At 70.5% G+C, this 18,257-nt stretch carries 16 protein-coding genes; 1 reads left to right on the plus strand and 15 read right to left on the minus strand.

Annotated features, from left to right (window positions below; all coding sequences use genetic code 11):
* The first annotated feature begins 128 nt into the window (after positions 1 to 128).
* Positions 129 to 476 (plus strand): RNA polymerase-binding protein RbpA, encoded by a 348-nt coding sequence (locus tag C4K88_RS04565; RefSeq protein WP_043445375.1) that lies wholly within the window; start codon positions 129 to 131, stop codon positions 474 to 476.
* A gap of 79 nt (positions 477 to 555) precedes the next feature.
* On the opposite strand, the gene C4K88_RS04570 is transcribed toward C4K88_RS04565, so the two are convergent.
* The 15 genes from C4K88_RS04570 to arc form a co-directional block, all read right to left on the minus strand.
* Positions 556 to 1,281 (minus strand): polyprenol monophosphomannose synthase, encoded by a 726-nt coding sequence (locus C4K88_RS04570; protein WP_104120462.1) that lies wholly within the window; start codon positions 1,279 to 1,281, stop codon positions 556 to 558.
* 418 nt (positions 1,282 to 1,699) lie between these two features.
* Positions 1,700 to 3,340: an amidohydrolase gene (locus tag C4K88_RS04575; protein ID WP_104120463.1), complete on the minus strand. Its 1,641-nt coding sequence runs from the start codon at positions 3,338 to 3,340 to the stop codon at positions 1,700 to 1,702.
* Between the two features lie 50 nt (positions 3,341 to 3,390).
* A complete protein-coding gene (locus C4K88_RS04580) occupies positions 3,391 to 6,213 on the minus strand; it encodes a DEAD/DEAH box helicase (protein WP_104120464.1) in 2,823 nt (940 codons plus the stop codon).
* Between the two features lie 90 nt (positions 6,214 to 6,303).
* Complete coding sequence (gene tatC, locus C4K88_RS04585; protein WP_104120465.1) at positions 6,304 to 7,089, minus strand: twin-arginine translocase subunit TatC; 786 nt, start codon at positions 7,087 to 7,089, stop codon at positions 6,304 to 6,306.
* A 69-nt stretch (positions 7,090 to 7,158) separates the two neighbouring features.
* Positions 7,159 to 7,560 (minus strand): Sec-independent protein translocase subunit TatA, encoded by a 402-nt coding sequence (gene tatA, locus C4K88_RS17855; protein WP_277621633.1) that lies wholly within the window; start codon positions 7,558 to 7,560, stop codon positions 7,159 to 7,161.
* Between the two features lie 37 nt (positions 7,561 to 7,597).
* Positions 7,598 to 7,960 carry a DUF948 domain-containing protein gene (locus tag C4K88_RS17510; RefSeq protein WP_174705209.1) on the minus strand — a complete coding sequence of 121 codons (363 nt, stop codon included), beginning with the start codon at positions 7,958 to 7,960 and terminating at the stop codon, positions 7,598 to 7,600.
* Between the two features lie 9 nt (positions 7,961 to 7,969).
* Positions 7,970 to 9,958, minus strand: coding sequence for a helix-turn-helix transcriptional regulator (locus C4K88_RS04600; protein ID WP_104120466.1), 1,989 nt, complete (start codon positions 9,956 to 9,958; stop codon positions 7,970 to 7,972).
* A gap of 119 nt (positions 9,959 to 10,077) precedes the next feature.
* Positions 10,078 to 10,473 (minus strand): FKBP-type peptidyl-prolyl cis-trans isomerase, encoded by a 396-nt coding sequence (locus C4K88_RS04605; RefSeq protein WP_104120467.1) that lies wholly within the window; start codon positions 10,471 to 10,473, stop codon positions 10,078 to 10,080.
* A gap of 43 nt (positions 10,474 to 10,516) precedes the next feature.
* Positions 10,517 to 11,440, minus strand: a complete 924-nt coding sequence (locus C4K88_RS04610) for an FKBP-type peptidyl-prolyl cis-trans isomerase (protein WP_104120468.1) — start codon at positions 11,438 to 11,440, stop codon at positions 10,517 to 10,519.
* 153 nt (positions 11,441 to 11,593) lie between these two features.
* Positions 11,594 to 12,955 (minus strand): Pup--protein ligase, encoded by a 1,362-nt coding sequence (pafA, locus tag C4K88_RS04615; protein WP_104120469.1) that lies wholly within the window; start codon positions 12,953 to 12,955, stop codon positions 11,594 to 11,596.
* Entirely contained in the window at positions 12,955 to 13,698 is a 744-nt protein-coding gene (prcA, locus tag C4K88_RS04620) for a proteasome subunit alpha (protein WP_104120470.1), read from the minus strand. Before prcA ends, pafA begins: the two co-directional genes overlap by 1 nt.
* Positions 13,699 to 13,701: 3 nt before the next feature.
* On the minus strand, positions 13,702 to 14,529 hold the full coding sequence (prcB, locus tag C4K88_RS04625) for a proteasome subunit beta (protein WP_104120471.1): 828 nt from the start codon (positions 14,527 to 14,529) through the stop codon (positions 13,702 to 13,704).
* Positions 14,530 to 14,532: 3 nt separating this feature from the next.
* Positions 14,533 to 14,739 (minus strand): ubiquitin-like protein Pup, encoded by a 207-nt coding sequence (locus C4K88_RS04630; protein ID WP_104120792.1) that lies wholly within the window; start codon positions 14,737 to 14,739, stop codon positions 14,533 to 14,535.
* Between the two features lie 46 nt (positions 14,740 to 14,785).
* On the minus strand, positions 14,786 to 16,351 hold the full coding sequence (dop, locus tag C4K88_RS04635) for a depupylase/deamidase Dop (protein WP_104120793.1): 1,566 nt from the start codon (positions 16,349 to 16,351) through the stop codon (positions 14,786 to 14,788).
* A 77-nt stretch (positions 16,352 to 16,428) separates the two neighbouring features.
* Positions 16,429 to 18,186 carry a proteasome ATPase gene (gene arc, locus C4K88_RS04640; protein ID WP_104120472.1) on the minus strand — a complete coding sequence of 586 codons (1,758 nt, stop codon included), beginning with the start codon at positions 18,184 to 18,186 and terminating at the stop codon, positions 16,429 to 16,431.
* Positions 18,187 to 18,257 lie beyond the last annotated feature (71 nt).

The following is an 18,257-nucleotide window of genomic DNA, read 5'->3' on the forward strand; positions in this document are numbered from 1 at the left end:
ACAGACAGCTTCCGCGTCGCCTCCCGGCGGCGGCGGTCCCGGCCTGTCTCGGCGGCACGGCCGGTCGATACATCCGGAGCAACAGCAGCGGGTCCCGGCAGCGGGATCCAGGTGACTAGGAGAACAACATGAGCGATCGCAGCCTGCGCGGCATGCGCCTCGGTGCGCAGTCGATGGAAACCGAGTCCGGCGTCGAGCCCGCTCCCCGGCAGCGCGTGGAGTACCGGTGCGAGGACGGTGAGCGCGTCTTCGTGACCTTCTCCTCCGAGGCGGACATCCCGGCCACCTGGGTGTCGAAGACCGGCAAGGAAGCCCTCCTGGTCGACGGCGAGAAGCCCGACACCTCGAACGACAAGCCCGTGCGCACCCACTGGGACATGCTGCTGGAACGCCGTTCGGTCGAGGAGCTCGAGCAGATCCTGCAGGATCGCCTGACGATCCTCCGCGAGCGTCGCGGAGAGCGCCGGAGCGCATAGTCCGGACCCCGTCCAACGGAATCCGACGGAAAAGGGCACCCGCCGCGGCGGGTGCCCTTTTCCGTGCTGCCGTCCGGTCTCAGGCGCGGCCGGTGAGCTTGGCCCAGCGCGCCCCGAGGCCCCACCGGGTCACGTTCGCGATCGCCTCGACGACGATGTTCCCGCTCATCTTCGAATCGCCGAGCTCCCGCTCCACAAAGGTGATCGGCACCTCGACGATGGTCAGGCCCAGGCGCGCGACCCTGAACGTCATGTCCACCTGGAAGCCGTAGCCCACCGAGTCCACCGCCGAGAGGTCGAGCGCCTCCAGCGTGGACCGGCGGAACGCGCGGAACCCGGCGGTGATGTCGCGGACCGGCAGGCCCAACATGAGCCGCGAGTAGGTGCTGCCGCCCCGGGAGAGGAGCTTCCGGTGCAGCGGCCAGTTGACGACGCTCCCGCCGCGCACCCAGCGGCTGCCGATCACGAGGTCGGCGCTGTCGACGGCGTCGAGGAGGCCCTGCAGCTGCTCGGGCCGGTGGGAGCCGTCGGCATCCATCTCGACGAGGACGTCGTAGTCCCGCTCGAGGCCCCAGCGGAAGCCCGCGATGTAGGCCGCGCCCAGGCCCTCCTTGCCCTTCCGGTGCAGTACGTGCACCCGGGCATCGGTTGCGGCGGCGCGGTCTGCGAGGTCGCCGGTGCCGTCCGGGCTGTTGTCATCCACGATGAGCACATCGGAGGCGGGAACAGCGGCGCGCAGCCGGGCCAGGGTCACCGGCAGCGACTCGATCTCGTTGTAGGTGGGGATGATCGTGACGACTCGCACGCAGGTGGGGCCTTTCCATCGAGGATGCGCATCGCGCAGGGACTGCTCCGGACGCGGAGCCAGTCTGCCAGTATAGGCGACGGCACGGACGGGGCGTCGACCACGGCACTCGGGCAGATCCCCGCGCCTTCGTACCGGAGCCCGCACGCGTGCGGCCACCGTTTTCTACTGGCGTGGGGACCTGCCCTTCGAATACCGGCTCCGAGGTGTGGGCAACGCGCGCCAGAACAGAGGCCGATGCGTTGCGCTTGCGGAGACCGGCCAGGTTCCCTCCCTCAGGAGGTCCTCTAACCCGTTCTTCCGAGCTTACGTGCTGTGGAGGACGTGTCAACAACCCCCTGACCTGCAGAAACGTGTCCCGATGCAGGTCAGGGGCCGGTCGTTCCCCGCCACCGGATGTCTGCCGCCGGGCTCCGGGTCAGCCGCCCGCGAAGCCCTCCGCCGCGAACAGGCGGTGCCCGTCGTGGACGGTCTCGAGGCATTCCGGCGCGTTCTCGGTGTCGAGCGCCGGCAGCAGCGGGGTCCCCGCGCGGGGATCCGTGCTCCACGACTGCACCCGGTTGTCCGGGGTCTGGACCATCAGTTCGTCGACCTTCCAGACCGCGAAGGACGCGGGCGTCCCCGGGGCGAGCTGCCCCATCATGGGACTGCGGCCGGCGAGCCGCCAGCCCGCGCGCGTGTGGGCGATGAACGCGGCACGTGCGGAGACGGTCTCCGAGGCGTTGCTGTGGCGCAGGCACGCTCCCACCGACGCCCAGGGGTCGAGCGCCGTGACCGGGCTGTCGGACCCCAGCGCCACGAGCACGCCCGCGGACAGGAGCGAGGCGAAGCGGTTCATGCCCGCGCGCCGCTCCCCCAGCCGCTGGGCGTACAGGCCGTCCTCGGCTCCCCACAGGGCGTCGAAGGCGGGCTGGCCGCTGACAGCCACGCCGTAGTGCACCAGCGCGGCGATCGCGTCGTCGTCGGCGAGTTCCACGTGCTCCAGGCGGTGGCGGGCGCGACGGACCTCCTCCACGCCCAGCTCCCGCGCGGTGCGTTCGAGGCCCTGCAGGACGACGTCGAGCCCTGCATCCCCGATGACGTGGAAGCCGGCCTGCACCGTCTCCGCCGTCGCGGCCAGCAGGTGGGCGGCGACGGCGTCCACGTCCAGGTAGAGGGAGCCCCGGCTCCCCGGAGCGTCGCTGTACGGTTCGCGGAGGGCTGCAGTGCGGGAGCCGATGGACCCGTCGACGTTGAGGTCCCCGGCGAGGCCCGCCAGGCGCCCGCCGAAGCCCAGCATCAGCTCGCGCACCTCGTCCCGCGAGGACGTCCGCTGCGCCCAGTAGGGGATGATCTCTGGCAGGGGCACCCCGCCGGTCGGGCCGTCGATGGAGAGCAGGATCTCCAGGTCCTCGCGGGGCGCGATGTGCGGGGCGGCCATCTCCGTCAGCGCGACGTAGCCCCGGGAGGCGGCATGGAGGAGCGCCGCCTGCTGGTAGGTGCGCCGCTGGTCCGGAGACAGGCTCCGGGTGGCCCTGCGGGCCGCCTCGTGGGCGTCCCGGACTACGAAGCCGTCGTCCCAGCCGTCCGTTCCGGCGAGGCCGAGGCCGGCCGCCAGCGCACCCGAGACGGCGGCCGAATGGATGTCGGCGCGCACGAGGTAGACGAGGGCGCCGTTGCCGGCGCGGTCGAGCTCACCGGCGGTCGGTACCCGTTTCTCGGGCCACCCGGACTCGTCCCAGCCGAACCCGAGGATCGTGGACGCGCCGGAGGCCGCCGCCGCGGACACGGCGTCGAGCAGGTCCCGTAGGGAACGGCACCCGGTGAGGTCGATCGAACCGAGGGCGATGCCCGTCTCGGTGGTGTGCGTGTGCGCGTCGACGAATCCGGGGGCGATGAGCGCGCCGTCGAGGTCCACGGTCCGGACGCCGGGGCCGGTGAGGTTCGCGGCGGCGTGCTCGGTGCCGACCCACGCCACCGTCCCGCCGTCCACGAGCATGGCGGTGGCGAAGGGGTCGGCGGGGCTGTAGACGGAGCCGTTGCGGTACAGGACGGGCAGGGGGCGCTCAGGAAGGGACATGGCGGTGCTGGGTGGCTTTCTGTGGAGGGCTGGTCCGGCGGCGGCGGGGGCTACTCGCTGATGTTCGAGTATGCCACCACGCCCCGACGGACCAGGGCGATCGCGCGCTTGCAGGTCTGCTGCAGGGTGCCGGGCAGGTCCGGGACCTTCGCGAGCTGGTCGAGGAGGTCGATGACCTGCTTCGACCAGCGCACGAAGTCACCGGCCGCCAGGTCGGTCCCGCTCAGGGCTGCCTGGAGGGAGCGGCCCTGCGCCCACTTGAACATCGGCCACACGAGCGAGAGCTCCGGTTCCCCGGTGACGGGGAGCCGGTGCTGCTCCTCGACGTCGTTGAGCTGCGACCACTGGCGGATGATCGTCTCGACGGAGCCCTCCAGCGCCACGCTCGGCATGACCGGGCGCAGGCCCCGCTCCTCCCGCTTCGCCTGGTACACGAGCACCGTGACGACCGCGGCGAGTTCGGCGGCGTCGAGCTCGCTGAACGCCCCCTGCTCGATGCACAGCGCGATCAGGAGGTCCTTCTCCCCGTAGATGCGCCGGAGCGTCTGGCCGGAGGCGCTGACGACGACGCCGTCGCCGGTGTAGTCGAGGTAGCCGTAGTGCCCGAGGACCTCGGAGACGCGGTCGAAGGTCTTCGCGATCGTGTTCGTGCGGCCCCGGATCTGGCCGGAGAGGCGGTCGGTCTCCCGGCGCAGCTTCCCCCACCGTTCGGCCCAGCGGGCGTGCTGCTCGCGCTCGCTGCAGCCGTGGCAGGGGTGGGCGCGGAGGCGGCGCCGGAGGTCCGTGATGGCGCGTTCCTCCGCGGCGGCCGACGCCGAGTACCCGGCGGACACGCGGTCCGCCCCCTGGCGGGGCGGACGGTTCTCCTGCAGCGCGTTCCGCAGGGACGAGGTGAGATCCCGGCGGTCCTTCGGGCTGCGGGCGCTGAAGTGCTTGGGGATGCGGATGCGGGAGAGCACCTCGACGGGCCCGTCGAGGTCCTGCACCCCGACGCGGCGGATCTGCGTCTCGAGGGTGAGGACGGTGGGCCGGGGTTCCCTCGACGTGTCGCCGTCGAGCACCACGGCGAAGCCCTGGCTGCGGCCGCCGGGGACGTCGATCACGTCCCCGGGCCGCAGGGACTCCAGGGACGACTCCGCGGCCGAGCGCAGGGTGCGGGACCGGTCGCGGGACGCCCGGGATTCGAGCTCGGAGAGCTCGCGGCGCAGGTTCGCGTACTCGCGGAAGTCACCGAGGTGGCAGGTCATGGACTTCTCGTAGCCCCTGAGGGACTCCTCGCGGCTGCGAACCTGCTTCGCGAGCCCCACCACGGAGCGGTCCGCCTGGAACTGCGCGAAGGAGGTCTCGAGGATCTCCCGCGAGCGTTCCTGGCCGAACTGCGCCATGAGGTTGATGCTCATGTTGTAGGTGGGGCGGAAGCTCGAGTTCAGCGGGTAGGTGCGCCGGGAGGCGAGGCCCGCCACCGCCCCCGGGTCGGTGCCGGGCTGCCACAGCACGACGGCGTGGCCCTCGACGTCGATCCCGCGGCGCCCGGCCCTGCCGGTGAGCTGCGTGTACTCCCCCGCCGTCACGTTCACGTGGGCCTCACCGTTGAACTTGTCCAGCTTCTCCAGCACCACGGTGCGGGCCGGCATGTTCACGCCGAGGGCGAGGGTCTCGGTGGCGAACACGGCCTTCACCAGACCTGCGGCGAACAGCTTCTCGACGATTTCCTTGAAGGTCGGCAGCATGCCGGCGTGGTGGGCGGTGAAGCCGCGGATGAGGCCTTCGCGCCAGGTCCAGAACCCGAGGATCTCGAGGTCGTCGCGCGGGATGTCCATCGTGGCGGCGTCCACCGTCTCGCTGATCTCGTCGCGTTCGTCCTCCGTGGTGAGCCACAGCCCGGCCTGCAGGCACTGGGTGACGGCGGCCTCGCAGCCGGCCCGCGAGAAGATGAACGTGATGGCCGGTAACAGGTCGGAGCGGTCCAGGGCCGAGATCACCTGGGGCCTCGTGGCCCGCCGGACCATCGTCGTCGGGGGTTGCCCGCCGCGGCCGTTGCGCTGTTTGCCGCGCCGGCCGCCGGCGCCCCAGCCGGCGCGCTGGTTCATGCGGGTCTCGCTGCTGGCCAGGTCGAGCAGTTCGGGGTTGACGTCGTACTGGTCCCGGGCACCGGCCTCCGCGCCGGCGGGCGCGGCCTCGTCGAAGGCGATGTCGCCGGCGAACAGGTCGATCAGGTCGTGGCCCACCATGACGTGCTGCCAGAGGGGTACGGGCCGGTGCTCCGACACGACGACGTCGGTGTCCCCCCGCACGGTGTCCAGCCACGCGCCGAACTCCTCCGCGTTGGACACGGTGGCGCTGAGGGACACCAGCTTCACCTCGGTGGGCAGGTGGATGATCACCTCCTCCCACACGGCGCCGCGGAAGCGGTCGGCCAGGTAGTGCACCTCGTCCATCACCACGTACCCGAGGTTGTCGAGGGCTTCGGAGTCGGCGTAGAGCATGTTGCGCAGCACCTCGGTGGTCATCACGATGACGTCGGCGTCGCCGTTGATGCTCGTGTCGCCCGTCAGCAGGCCCACGCGGTCGCTGCCGTGCACGGCGGCCAGCTCGGAGTACTTCTGGTTGCTGAGCGCCTTGATGGGCGTGGTGTAGAAGGCTTTGAGGCCGTGCTGCAGCGCCAGGAAGACCGCGAATTCGCCGACCACCGTCTTGCCGGCGCCGGTCGGCGCCGCGACGAGCACTCCCCTGCCGGACTCGAGGGCGGTGCATGCTTCCCGCTGGAACGGATCGAGTTCGAAATCGAGGGTCTGCTCGAACTGGAACAGCTGCGTCCGGGAGTGGCGGGCGCGGGCCCGTGCAGCGGCGTATCTCTCCGCGGGGGTGTTCATCGTTCCACCCTAGACGCTTCACCCGGGCCGGGCACACGGTGCCGCCGGTGCCGGGCCCTGCTTGCGGGCGTGCGGCGCGGCGTGCCCGGGCTAGAGGGCGTCCAGGGGTGTGGCGGTGTCGGCGGTGGCGTCGACGGCGGCCTCGCGGGCGGCGGTGCGGCGGGCCCTGCGCTTGTCGTTGAGCAGGCACAGACCGATGGCCACGAAGAACAGGAGCAGCAGGGGTACCGCGAGGTAGAACATGCTCAGCGCGTCCCCGCCCGGTGCCGCCATCGCGGCGAACAGGCAGACCAGGAACACGGTGATGCGCCAGGCCTTGAGGATCTGCTTCCCGGAGACCACGCCCACCATGTTGAGCCCGACCAGGACCACCGGCAGCAGGAACGCGATCCCGAAAGCCAGCATCAGCCGCAGCACGAACGCGAAGTACACGGACACGCTGATGTAGTTGGAGAAGTCCTCCGGCGTGAACTCGGTCAGCACCCGCACCGCGTTGGGCAGGATCAGCCACGCCAACCAGATCCCGGCGAGGAACAGCGGGAACGCCACGGCGATGAAGGCCAGCGCGATCCGCCGCTCCTTGGTCTTCAGACCGGGCGTGATGAACGCCCACAACTGATAGAGCCAGACCGGGCTGGAGAGCACCAGACCCAGGAACACCGAGACCTGGATGAGGAGGTCGAACGGCGAGGCGGCACTGTCGAAGTTCAGGGACGCGGTGCGGCCCTCCTGCTCGTTGATCGCGATGATCGGGGCCGCGAGGGCGCGCAGGACCGGCTCGTACACGAAGAAGCCCAGCACGGTCGCGGCGAGAACCGCGATCGCGGACTTGAACAGCCGGTTCCGGGCCTCGCGCAGGTGCTCCTTCAGGGCCATGCGCCCCTCGGGGTTGGCCTTCCTGCCGCGCTTGCGCGCCGATGCGGGTGACACGGGGAGGAATCCTGCCTACGGGCTGGTGTGCGAGCTACCGCTCTGCTGTGACGGACCCTGCGGCGGGACGGCCCCCTGGCCGTCGGTCCCGGGGACCTGGTCACCGGGAACCGGGGACGCGCCGTGGGGCTGCGCCGGTCCCTGGGCCTGCCCGTGCGGCGGGACGGGCGCCTGATACGCCGGTGCCTGATAGGTGGGCGTGTACGTCTGGGGCCCCGGAGTGTTCACGACGCGGCCCTCCACGGGATCCGTGCCGGTCTCACCGGTGTTGTTCTCGTCCTTCATCTGCTTCACCTCGGACTTGAAGATCCGCAGGGACTGTCCCACGCTGCGGGCCAGTCCGGGCAGCTTCGGCGCGCCGAACAGGACGATCGCTAGGACGATGATGATGACGATGTGCCAGCCTTCGAGCCTCATGCCCATTTCCTCTCGTTGGTTCACCCTCGAGTTTAGTTCACAGGTGGGGCATGTCCTGCAGGAGCTGCGGCTGTTCGCGCCGGGCACGCCTCGCGATGCGGCGCGCGCGCCGGTCGTCGACGCGGCGGGTCCTGGCCAGGTCCCGGGCCGCGCGGACCGCCTCCGGGGCCGAGAACACGGCGGGGACGGGGATGCCGGGCGCGCCCGAGCGGGCGGTTCCGACGCCGTCGTCCGCGGTGCCGGCAGCGGGCGCGTCCACCTGGAGGCGATCCATCGCCTCCCCGAATTCACGGAGTGTTCGCATGATGCGGCGGAAGACGCGGAAGCCGACGACGACGAGGAAGATGACGCTGACGGCCACCAGCGCGACCCACAGCACGATCCACATCCACCAGAGCATGATGCCAGTCTAGGCCAGTGCCTGGTGCGCGCGTGCAGCGTCCAGCCAGCGGAGGGTCTCCGCGCGCAGCTCCGCCGGGGCGATGACCGCCGCCGATCCGCCGAGACCGGCCACGAGGCCCGGGATCCAGGCACTGGACGCCACCTTGAGGCGGGCGGCCAGGCGGTCCTCGCCGAGCTCCTGCACGGCGTCGGCGTTGTACTGGGCGGCGATCCAGCGGGCCCGGGGCTCGAGCAGGAGCGTGACGGCGAGATCGGCGTCCCCGGAGCGGTAGGGCGCGACGCTCCGCCGGTCGCGGGCGAGGAACTCCTCGTCCAGGTCCGCGGTGGCCGGCTGGTCCGTCAGGGTGGCCCGCTGGATGCGGTCCAGCCGGAAGTTCCTCAGCCCGTCGGAGTCCACGCTCCACGCCTCGAGGTACCACGTGTCCTGGTGCAGGAAGATGCGGACCGGTTCGAGGAGGCGACGCGTGATCTCGTCGCGGGTGGGGACGAAGTAGTCCACGTCCACGCGCACGTTCGAGTGCAGGGCGGCCTGCAGTACCTCGAGCGTCGGGTCGACGTCGTCCTCCGTGAGCTTGGTCGCGACGGCCGTCCCGATGCGCGCGGCGTCGCCGGCCGCGGCCGTGAGCTTCGTCTGGGCGCTGATGATCGCCTCGTTGTCGCGCATGCCGGGGAGCTCCCGGAGGGCCTGGAGCCCCACGAGGAGGGAGCAGGCCTCGTCCATGCTGAGCTTCACGGGCTCGGCGAGGTCGCGGGCGTTGGTGAGGTAGATCCTGTCCTCCTCGATGTTCACGTCCATCAGCCCGTCCGGGTAGTGCCGCGGCCCGCTGACGAACAGCAGGTCGAGGTCCTTGGTGAGCTGGACCTCGGTCACGTCGAACCGGCGCGCCGTCTCCCCCACCTCCGCCCCGGGGTGCGCCAGAAGGTATGGGACGAGGTCGAGCAGGCGCAGCAGGTGGTCCTGGGAGGAGGACTTGCGACGCGGCGCGGGGCGGGCGCGCCCGCTGATCTCGAGGTGCTCGGGCGCGGCGAGGGCCGCCGCGTGGGCGTCGTCGAGGAGCCGGACGACCTCCGCGGCCAGCTCCTGCGGCTCACGGACCCGGGCGTTGACGCCCAGCCCGGCGATGGTCGCGGCCATGGGGCTCGACGCCGCGTACGGCACCCGCAGGACGTCCCACTCCTCCCCGGTCTGCAGGATCTCGGTGTCCTTGCGCACGCGCAGCACCTGGCAGGAGCCGGGCCGCGCCGCGACGACCGCGATGCGGTCGGGCTCGCTGCGGGACAGCGAGGACAGCGTCTGGTTCATGTCGAAGGACGCCGGGACCTCGAACGTCCCCGGCAGGATGACGGGTTCACCGGTCATGCGAGAGAGGCGGAAGAACCGTTCGGCCTTACGGGTGGTGTCGAAGCCGACGACGTACCAGTGGCCGAAGCGCGCGCCCATCCCCCAGGGGTGCACGGTGCGCATCTCCTCGCGGCCGGTGCTCGCGGCCCGGTAGGGGAAGCGGAGGGGGGCGCGGGAGGTCAGGGCCTGCCACACGGTGTCCCAGTAGGGGGCGTCCGTGGTGATGCGCGGCTGGATGAGCGGCGTGAGCTCGGTCCCGCCGTCCGTGCTGCGGGAGCTGAGTTTCCGCAGGGCGCGGGACGCCGCGGAGTCGAGCGAGCCCTGGTCCCAGACGCCGGCGGCGAGGTTGAGGACGGCGTACTCCTCGGGCAGGAAGCTGACGCCGCCGAGCCGGTAGTTCTCGGCGCTGATGCGGTACCGCTGCACGGTGTTGTCGTTGTCGAACAGGGCGTCCTCGCTGTAGGCCTCCAGCGGGATGCCCTGCTCGCGCAGCGCCGCCTTGTCGCGGTCGAAGAGCTTCTCGCGGGCCGCGACGGACGTCGCCTCCCGGTACAGGTCGATCTCCTCGAACAGTTCCTCCTTCGTGAACCCGCGGCGGCTCGACAGGAGCATGATCACGAGGGTGAGGAGGCGTTCGGTACGTTTTGCGGACACGGGAAAACCCTACCTTCACGGGAGCGGCGGAAGGGACGCACACCGACCGTGGTCGACGTACGTCCCTTCCGTGTGGCAGTACAGGGGGCGGCCGCGGATGGGCGGCCGCACCGGTGGCGCTAGCGGACCCCGAGGAGGTCGACGACGAAGATCAGCGCCTCGTTGGGCCCGATCGCCGAGCCGGCGCCGTTCGCGCCGTAGGCGAGCTGCGAGGGGATCTCGAGGCGGCGGCGGCCGCCGACCTTCATGCCGAGGAGTCCCTGGTCCCAGCCCTGGATGACCTGGCCGACGCCGACCTTGAAGTCGAGCGGGGTGCCCCGGTTCCAGGACGCGTCGAATTCCTCGCCCGTGGAGAAGGCGACGCCCACGTAGTGGGTGGAGACGGTGTTGCCCGGCTTCGCCTCGTCGCCGGTGCCCGTGATGATGTCCTCGATGACGAGGTCGGTGGGGGCGTCGTGCGCGGGGAAGTCGATCTCGGGCTTCTGGCGGTCGAATTCGCGGTGTCCAAATGACATGGCTGCTCCTTGGGTCGGTGAAGGGTTGTTGGCGGGGCGGGCGTTACTCGGCGTCGGCCTTGTCGGTGATCTCGACGAAGAACACGAGGGTTCCGGAGGGCTGTCCCTGGGGCGCCGGGTCTCCGTAGGCCCAGGGGCCCGGGATGACCAGGAGCAGCTGGGAGCCGACCTTCTGGCCGGCGAGGCCCTTGGTCCAGCCCTCGATGACGCCGGTCAGCGGGAATTCGATGGGCTCGCCGCGTTCGTAGCTGGAGTCGAACTGCTCGCCGTCCTCCCAGCGCCAGCCGGCGTACTTGGCGGTGATGGTGTCGGTCTCGGTGATCTCCTCGCCGGTGCCTTCCTTGAGGACCTTCACGACGAGGTCGTCGGAGGGCTCGTTGTCCGGGATGGTGACCTCGGGGGCGCCCTCGTCCCCGAAGGTGAAGGTGGGCAGCTGGTCGTCGTCGTCGAGCTTCTTGACGTCCGCGGGCGAGAGCACCTCGGGCTCCGGCGGAGGCTGCTCGGCGGAGATGACCTTCAGGACGATCAGCTGCTCCGGGGTGGCCGGCTGGCCCTCCACGGCCTCGGGTGCAGGGCGGGTGTAGGCCACCTGCGCGCCGACCTTCGACCCGGTCAGGACCTCGTAGAGCTCCGCATCCTGTTCCTTGAGCGTGTCGTCCACGGGGAGGACCTGCGGCTCGCCCTGGCTGTAGGTGTCACCGAGGACCTCGCCGTCCTCCGCGTTGAGCGCGACGATCTGGTACCGGACCTGCTCGCCGGCCTCGATCGCGTCCCCGTCTCCGTCGACGACGGTCCTCGCGGCCACACCGGTGATGTCGAGGGGCTCGTCGAATTCGACGCTCGGTGCCTCTTCGTCCGTTCCGCCGGATACTTCGACGGACTCGAGGATCCCGGTGGCGCCGGCCGACGTCCCGGACGAACTGCCCGACGAGTCCCCGGCCGAGTCGCCCGTCAGGTCGTCCGTCATGAGCCCGCCACAGCCTGACAGGAACAGCGTGAGCGCAACGGAGGTTGTGAGTACTTTTCGCACGAAGCTACTTTCGGTTGGGGATCCGGTCCGGGCCGCCCGTGGAACAAAGGGCCCCGCCCAGCCTAACGGTTCCGAGGAGCGCCGTCGCCGTCACAGCTGCCGCAGCAGCGCCTCGACCCGCTCGTCGACGGAGGCGAAGGGGTCCTTGCAGAGGATGGTCTGCTGCGCCCTGTCGTTGAGTTTGAGGTGCACCCAGTCCACCGTGTAGTCACGGTTGGCCTCCTTGGCGCGCCGGACGAACTCGCCGCGCAGCCGTGCCCGGGTGGTGTGGGGCGGCACGTCCACCGCCTCCTTCACCGCCGTCTCCTCGACGACGCGGGCGGCCTCCCCCCTGGCCTGAAGGAGGAAGAAGAGGCCGCGCGTGCGGGAGATGTCGTGGTAGGTGAGGTCGAGCTGGGCGGCCCTCGCCGAATCGAGGTCGTCGCCGGACCGCGCCAGGTACCGGTCGATCAGCTTCTTCTTGATCGCCCAGTCGATCTCCCGGTCGACGGGCGCGGTGTTCCCGGTCTCCACCGCGTCGAGGACGCGCTCCCACAGGTCCAGGATGGCGGGAACGTGCTGGTTGTGGGCCCCGTGCTGCTCGACGAAGGCCGTCGCCTTCGCGAGGTACTCCCGCTGCATCTCCAGCGCCGTCATGTGACGGCCGTTCGCGAGCTTGAGGAGCTGGCGGCCGGTGAGGTCGTGGGAGATCTCGCGGATGCTCCGGATGGGATTCTCCAGGCGGTAGTCGCGCATCAGCTCGCCCGCCTCGACCATCCGCAGCAGCAGGTCCACGGAGCCGATCTTGAGCAGCGTCGTGGTCTCGGACATGTTCGAGTCACCGGCGATGACGTGCAGCCGGCGGTAGTGTTCGGCGTCGGCGTGCGGCTCGTCCCGGGTGTTGATGATGGGCCGTGAGCGGGTCGTCGCGGAGGAGATGCCCTCCCACAGGTGGTCCGCGCGCTGGGAGAACGCGTAGATGGACCCGGCCTGCGTCTTCAGGACCTTCCCGGCGCCGACGAGCAGCTGGCGGGTCACGAGGAACGGGATCAGGATGTCCGCGAGCCGGGCGAATTCGAGCTTGCGCGGGATGAGGTAGTTCTCGTGGCTGCCGTAGGAGTTGCCCGCGGAGTCCGTGTTGTTCTTGAAGAGGTAGATCCGCCCGTCGTAGCCCTCCTGCGACAGCTTCCGCTGCGCCTCGGAGACGAGGTCCTCGAGGATCAGCTCGCCGGCGCGGTCGTGGGCGACGAGCTGCGCGAGGTCGTCGCACTCCGCCGTCGCGTACTCGGGGTGCGAACCGACGTCGAGGTACAGGCGCGACCCGTTCGTCAGGAACACGTTGGAGGACCTGCCCCAGCTGACGACCTTGCGGAACAGGTAGCGGGCCACCTCCTCGGGTGACAGCGGGCGGGAGTCGGGCCCCGAGTAGGAGATCCCGAACTCGGTCTCGACACCGAAGATACGCCGGTCCATCAGTTCTCCTGCCCGCCCTGGAGCACGATCTCGAGTTCGGGTCCGCCGATCCGGCGGAACGCGCGGTGGCTGCCGCGCAGGGTGTCAGGGTCGCGTTCGAGGAACGCGACCTCGAGGACGGAGGGGTCGAGGGCGGGGGTCCCCGACCGGTCGCCGTCGCCCGCGGTGCCGGTGGCCGCACCCGCGAGGGCCCGTGCGGCGGCCCGGACGCCGTCGGCGAGCCCGACGTCCGCGGACCACGTGTCGCGGAGGCCGCCGACGACGGCGTCGGCCGCGCCGCCCATGACCACGAAGCCCGCCTCGTCCGCGATGGAGCCGTCGAAGGTGAGCCGGTAGAGGTGGTCGGCCTCCTGGCTGCGGCCCACTTCGGCCACCACGAGCTCCACCTCGAAGGGCTTGCTCTCGGCCGTGAACACGGCGCCGAGGCTCTGCGCGTACACGCTGGCGAGGCCCCGCGCCGTGACGTCCTCGCGGGCGTAGGAGTAGCCGCGGACGTCCGCGTAGCGGACCCCGGCCTGGCGGAGGCTCTCGAACTCGTTGTACTTGCCGACCGCCGCGAAGGCGATGCGGTCGTAGATCTCCCCGAGCTTGTGCAGGGAGGGCGAGGCGTTCTGGGCGACGAGGGCGATGCCGTCCCGGCAGCTCATCACCACCACGGACCGGCCCCGCGAGATGCCCTTCCGCGCGAAGTCGGCGCGGTCCTTCATCAGCTGCTCGGGTGAGACGTAGAACTGCTGCGTCATGGCCTATGCCTCCCGGCCCGCGGACGAACGGGCGTCGATGATGGTGTGCGCCACGGCCTCGAGCTCCCGCTCCGGGACGCGGCGCGTACCGGCTGCGTCCACGACGTAGACCACGGGCCACAGGCCGCGCACGGTGTCCGGACCGCCGGTGGCGGAGTCGTCGTCGGCCGCGTCGTAGAGGGCTTCGACCGCCACGCGGACGGCCGACGCCTCGGTGAGGTGCGGGTTCCACAGCTTCTTGAGCGCCCCCCGGGCGAAGACCGACCCGGAGCCGACGGAGTGGTGTTCGTGCTCCTCGTAGCGGCCGCCCGTGACGTCGAACGAGAACAGGCGCCCGAGGTGCCGGTCCGCGTCGAAGCCGGCGAAGAGCGGGACGACGGCGAGGCCCTGCATGGCCATCGGCAGGTTCTGCCGGACCATCGCGGCGAGGCGGTTGGCCTTGCCGTCCAGGCTCATCATGGTCGCTTCGATCTTCTCGTAGTGCTCCAGCTCCACCTGGAACAGCCGCGCCAGGTCGACGCCGATGCCGGCGCTGCCGGCGATCCCGAGCACGGAGGAGCGGTCCGCCGGGAACACCTTCTCGATGTGGCGGCTCGCGATCACATTGCCCATCGTCGCCCGGCGGTCACCCGCCATGAGCACGCCGCCCGGGAAGGTGAGCGAGACGATCGTCGTCGCGTGCGGGGCGAGACGGGAGGCGTCGGAGGTCGCGGGGGCCGGTCCGAGGGACCGGTTCGACGGCAGCAGTCCCGGATGGTGAGCGCCCAGATAGTCGGCGAAGGACGTCGAGGCGGCCCGTGGGACCGCTGCCGCTGCATCATCCGGGAGCATCCGCTACTGGCCGCCCTTCTGCACGAAGCCGCGCACGAACTCCTCCGCGTTGGACTCGAGGACGCCGTCGATCTCGTCGAGCAGGTCGTCGACGCCCTGGGTCTGGCCGGAATCCTGCGCCGCCGCGGGAGCCGCGGGGGCGGGTGTGTCGAGGTCTTCCTCCTCCGCGGAGGACGTTCCGCCGGTGTTCTTGCGGTCCTGTGTCGCCACGGTATCCACCCTTTCCGTCGTTCTGCTGGGTTCGGAGGTCAGGCTCCTATGGTGCCACGCGCCGATCCGGGCCGCTCAACAATCGGGCGAGGAAATCCTCGGCGTCCGTGGCTGCATCGAACAACGCCCCGGTGAGCGACTCCGTGCCCCGCAGCGGCTCGCGGGTCTGGACGCGCTGCAGCCTCCGCTCCCCCGGGAGCTCGAAGATCAGCGAGTCCCAGCTCGCGCCGACCACCTCGGCGGGGTACTCGGCGATACACCGGCCACGGAAGTAGGCGCGCGTGTCCCGCGGTGGTTCGACGGCGGCCCGCGCGACGTCGGCGGGCTCGACGAGCAGGTCGACGTCCCCCCTGCGTGCCAGGCGCTGGTAGATGCCCTTCGCGGGGCGCAGGTCGGCGTACTGCAGGTCGATGAGCGCGAGGCGGGGATCAGTCCACGCGAGGCCGTCCCGGGTCCGGTACGCCTCGAGGACCTTCAGCTTCGCCACCCAGTCGACGGCGCGGGCCGCCTCCATCGGGTCGCGCCGCAGCGTCGCCAGCAGCGACTGCCAGCGGTCGACGACGTCGCGGGTCTGCCGGTCGGCGTCCGCCGGGAGTGCGGCCGTGACCGCGTCGCAGTAGAGCTCCTGCAGCTGGAGTCCGGTCAGGGACCGCCCGTCCCTGAGCCGGACCTCCACCGTCAGGGAGGGGTCGTGGCTGATGGCGCGCAGGGCCTCGACCGGGTCCTCGAGCTCGGGGACCGGCGCGAGGCCCTGCTCGATGAGCGAGAGCACGAGGGCGGTGGTGCCGAGCTTCAGGTAGTTGGACACCTCGTTCAGGTTGGCGTCGCCGATGATGACGTGCAGCCGCCGGTACTTCTCCGCGACCGCGTGGGGTTCGTCGCGCGTGTTGATGATGGGACGCCGGACGGTCGTCTCGAGGCCGATCTCGTTCTCGAAGAAGTCGGCCCGCTGGCTGATCTGGAAGCCGGCCTCCTGGTTCAGGGGGCCCAGGCCCACACGCCCTGCACCGCAGATCACCTGGCGCGAGACGAAGAAGGGGATGAGGGCCTCGGCGAGCCTGGAGAAGGGGACCCTCCGGGGGACGAGGTAGTTCTCGTGGGAGCCGTAGGAGACGCTCTTGTTGTCCGTGTTGTTCTTGTACAGGATCACGGGCGAGAAGCCGGGGGTGGTACCGATCCGGTCCATCGCGGCCACGGCCACGTGGTCCCCGGCGCGGTCCCAGAGCACGGCGTCGAGGGGGTTCGTGACTTCGGGTGAGGAGTACTCGGGGTGGGCGTGGTCCACGTAGAGCCGGGCACCGTTGTTGAGGACGAGGTTCATGAGCACGGCGGCTTCGGCGGGTTCGCCGCGCTCGAGCGCGATCTGCTCGGCGGTGAGCTCCACGGGCTCGTCGGTGAGCTGGCTGGGATGGGCGCTGCCGCGGTCCATCCGGAACCCGCGGGCGTCGGTCAGCGGCGTCTCGTCCGTGTAGTCCCAGCGCGTGTTGACGAGGTTGCCGAGCCCCTCGCGCAGCGTCGCGGCGTAGGCGTTGACCACCTGCGAGGACAGCAGCGTGGGATTCGCCGACGGCAGGGCCGGGGCGATGATGCCGTACTCGGTCTCCGTCCCCATGACCCGGTGGACGGAGATGCCGTCACCGACGGCGGGCAGCTCCCCCGGCTGCCCGGTCTCTCGTCCCCCCGTGACGATCACAGATACTGGCCCGTGTTCGCCGTCGTCTCGATCGACTTGCCCGGCTCCTGGCCGGCCTTGCCCTGCACGATCGTGCGGATGTAGGTGATGCGCTCGCCCTTCTTGCCGGAGATACGCGCCCAGTCGTCCGGGTTCGTGGTGTTGGGCATGTCCTCGTGCTCGCGGAACTCGTCCACCACGGCGCGCATCAGGTGCTCGATGCGCAGCCCCTTGCTGCCGTCCAGGAGGAGGTCCTTGATGGCGTACTTCTTCGCGCGGTCCACGACGTTCTGGATGACCGCGCCGGAGTTGAAGTCCTTGAAGTAGAGCATCTCGGTGTCGCCGTTGGCGTACGTCACCTCGAGGTACTCGTTGGACTTGTCGGTCGAGTACATCTGTTCGACCGTGCGGCGGATCATCTCGGCGATGGTGGTCCGCGGGTCGTTGCCGTTCTCGGCGAGGTCGTCCGCGTGCAGCGGCAGGTCCGCCGTGATGTACTTCGCGAAGATCTCGGCGGCGCCCTCGGCGTCGGGCCTCTGGATCTTGATCTTCACGTCCAGCCGGCCCGGCCGCAGGATGGCGGGGTCGATCATGTCCTCGCGGTTGGAGGCGCCGATGACGATCACGTTCTCGAGCTTCTCGACGCCGTCGATCTCGCTGAGCAGCTGCGGGACGATCGTCGTCTCGACGTCGGAGGAGACACCGGTGCCGCGGGTGCGGAAGAGCGAGTCCATCTCGTCGAAGAACACGACGACGGGGCTGCCGTCCGAGGCCTTCTCCCGCGCGCGGGCGAAGATGAGCCGGATGTGGCGCTCGGTCTCGCCCACGTACTTGTCGAGGAGCTCGGGGCCCTTGATGTTGAGGAAGTAGCTGCGGATCTGCTCGACGCCGGCGCGCTCCGCCGCGCGGGCGGCGAGCGAATTGGCGACGGCCTTTGCGATGAGGGTCTTCCCGCAGCCCGGCGGCCCGTACAGGAGGATGCCCTTGGGCGGCTTGAGGCCGTGCTCCCGGTAGAGGTCGGGGTGCAGGAACGGGAGCTCGACGGCGTCGCGGATCTGCTCGATCTGCGGGCCGAGCCCGCCGATGTCGCCGTACGCGATGTCCGGGACCTCCTCGAGCACGAGGTTCTCCACCTCGCTGCGCGGTACCTTCTCCAGACCGTAGCCGGACTTCGTGTCGACGGCGAGGGCGTCGCCCACGCGGATCCTCTCGGCCTGCAGGGGGCCGCTGAGCTTGATGACGCGTTCGTCGTCCGTGCGTCCCACCACGAGCGCGCGGTCGGTGCCCAGGAGTTCCTTGATGGTGACGATCTCCCCGGCGCGCTCGTAGCCGAGGGCCGCGACGATCGTGAGGGACTCGTTGAGGAGCACCTCCTGGCCGGGCGCGAGCTGCCGGACGTTGATCAGCGGGCTGACGGTGACGCGCAGCTTCCGCCCCGACTGCAGGATGTCCGCGGTGTCCTGCACCGTGGCCTCCGTGGTGGTCCCGGGCTCGGACGGGCGTTTCGGGTTCACCTGCATCACGGTGGCGAAGCTGAAGGGAGCCGCGCCCTCCTTCTCGAGGGCGGCCTTCAGCCGGACGATCTCGGTGCGCGCGGACTCGAGGGCGGCGACGAGCTTCCCGTTGTTCTGGGTGGCTGCCCCGAGCTGGCGGTCGATGTGGCGGAGTTTGTCCCGCAGGACGTTCAGCTGGCGCTGCGCGGCGGAGTTGTCGACGAGCGGGGCGTTCGGCTCGCTCGATCCGGCGGCAGGAGCGTAATCATCGGATTCCGGCATTTCGGTTCGCCACCTTCGGTTCGACCTTCGGCTGTCTTTCGACCTTAGCGCAGACCTCGGTCCGCTCTACG

This window comes from Arthrobacter pityocampae (assembly GCF_002927275.1).
GTDB classification, from domain to species: domain Bacteria; phylum Actinomycetota; class Actinomycetes; order Actinomycetales; family Micrococcaceae; genus Arthrobacter_D; species Arthrobacter_D pityocampae.

Bases quoted from the DNA above. Each gene is read 5' to 3' on its own strand.
- dop (WP_104120793.1), bottom strand. From the start codon at position 16,351: ATGGGGACGGAGACCGAGTACGGCATCATCGCCCCGGCCCTGCCGTCG.
- arc (WP_104120472.1), bottom strand. From the start codon at position 18,186: ATGCCGGAATCCGATGATTACGCTCCTGCCGCCGGATCGAGCGAGCCG.
- C4K88_RS04580 (WP_104120464.1), bottom strand. From the start codon at position 6,213: ATGAACACCCCCGCGGAGAGATACGCCGCTGCACGGGCCCGCGCCCGC.
- C4K88_RS04565 (WP_043445375.1), top strand. From the start codon at position 129: ATGAGCGATCGCAGCCTGCGCGGCATGCGCCTCGGTGCGCAGTCGATG.
- C4K88_RS04605 (WP_104120467.1), bottom strand. From the start codon at position 10,473: ATGTCATTTGGACACCGCGAATTCGACCGCCAGAAGCCCGAGATCGAC.
- prcB (WP_104120471.1), bottom strand. From the start codon at position 14,529: ATGCTCCCGGATGATGCAGCGGCAGCGGTCCCACGGGCCGCCTCGACG.
- tatC (WP_104120465.1), bottom strand. From the start codon at position 7,089: ATGGCCCTGAAGGAGCACCTGCGCGAGGCCCGGAACCGGCTGTTCAAG.
- C4K88_RS04610 (WP_104120468.1), bottom strand. From the start codon at position 11,440: ATGACGGACGACCTGACGGGCGACTCGGCCGGGGACTCGTCGGGCAGT.
- pafA (WP_104120469.1), bottom strand. From the start codon at position 12,955: ATGGACCGGCGTATCTTCGGTGTCGAGACCGAGTTCGGGATCTCCTAC.
- C4K88_RS04575 (WP_104120463.1), bottom strand. From the start codon at position 3,340: ATGTCCCTTCCTGAGCGCCCCCTGCCCGTCCTGTACCGCAACGGCTCC.
- tatA (WP_277621633.1), bottom strand. From the start codon at position 7,560: ATGAGGCTCGAAGGCTGGCACATCGTCATCATCATCGTCCTAGCGATC.
- C4K88_RS17510 (WP_174705209.1), bottom strand. From the start codon at position 7,960: ATGCTCTGGTGGATGTGGATCGTGCTGTGGGTCGCGCTGGTGGCCGTC.
- prcA (WP_104120470.1), bottom strand. From the start codon at position 13,698: ATGACGCAGCAGTTCTACGTCTCACCCGAGCAGCTGATGAAGGACCGC.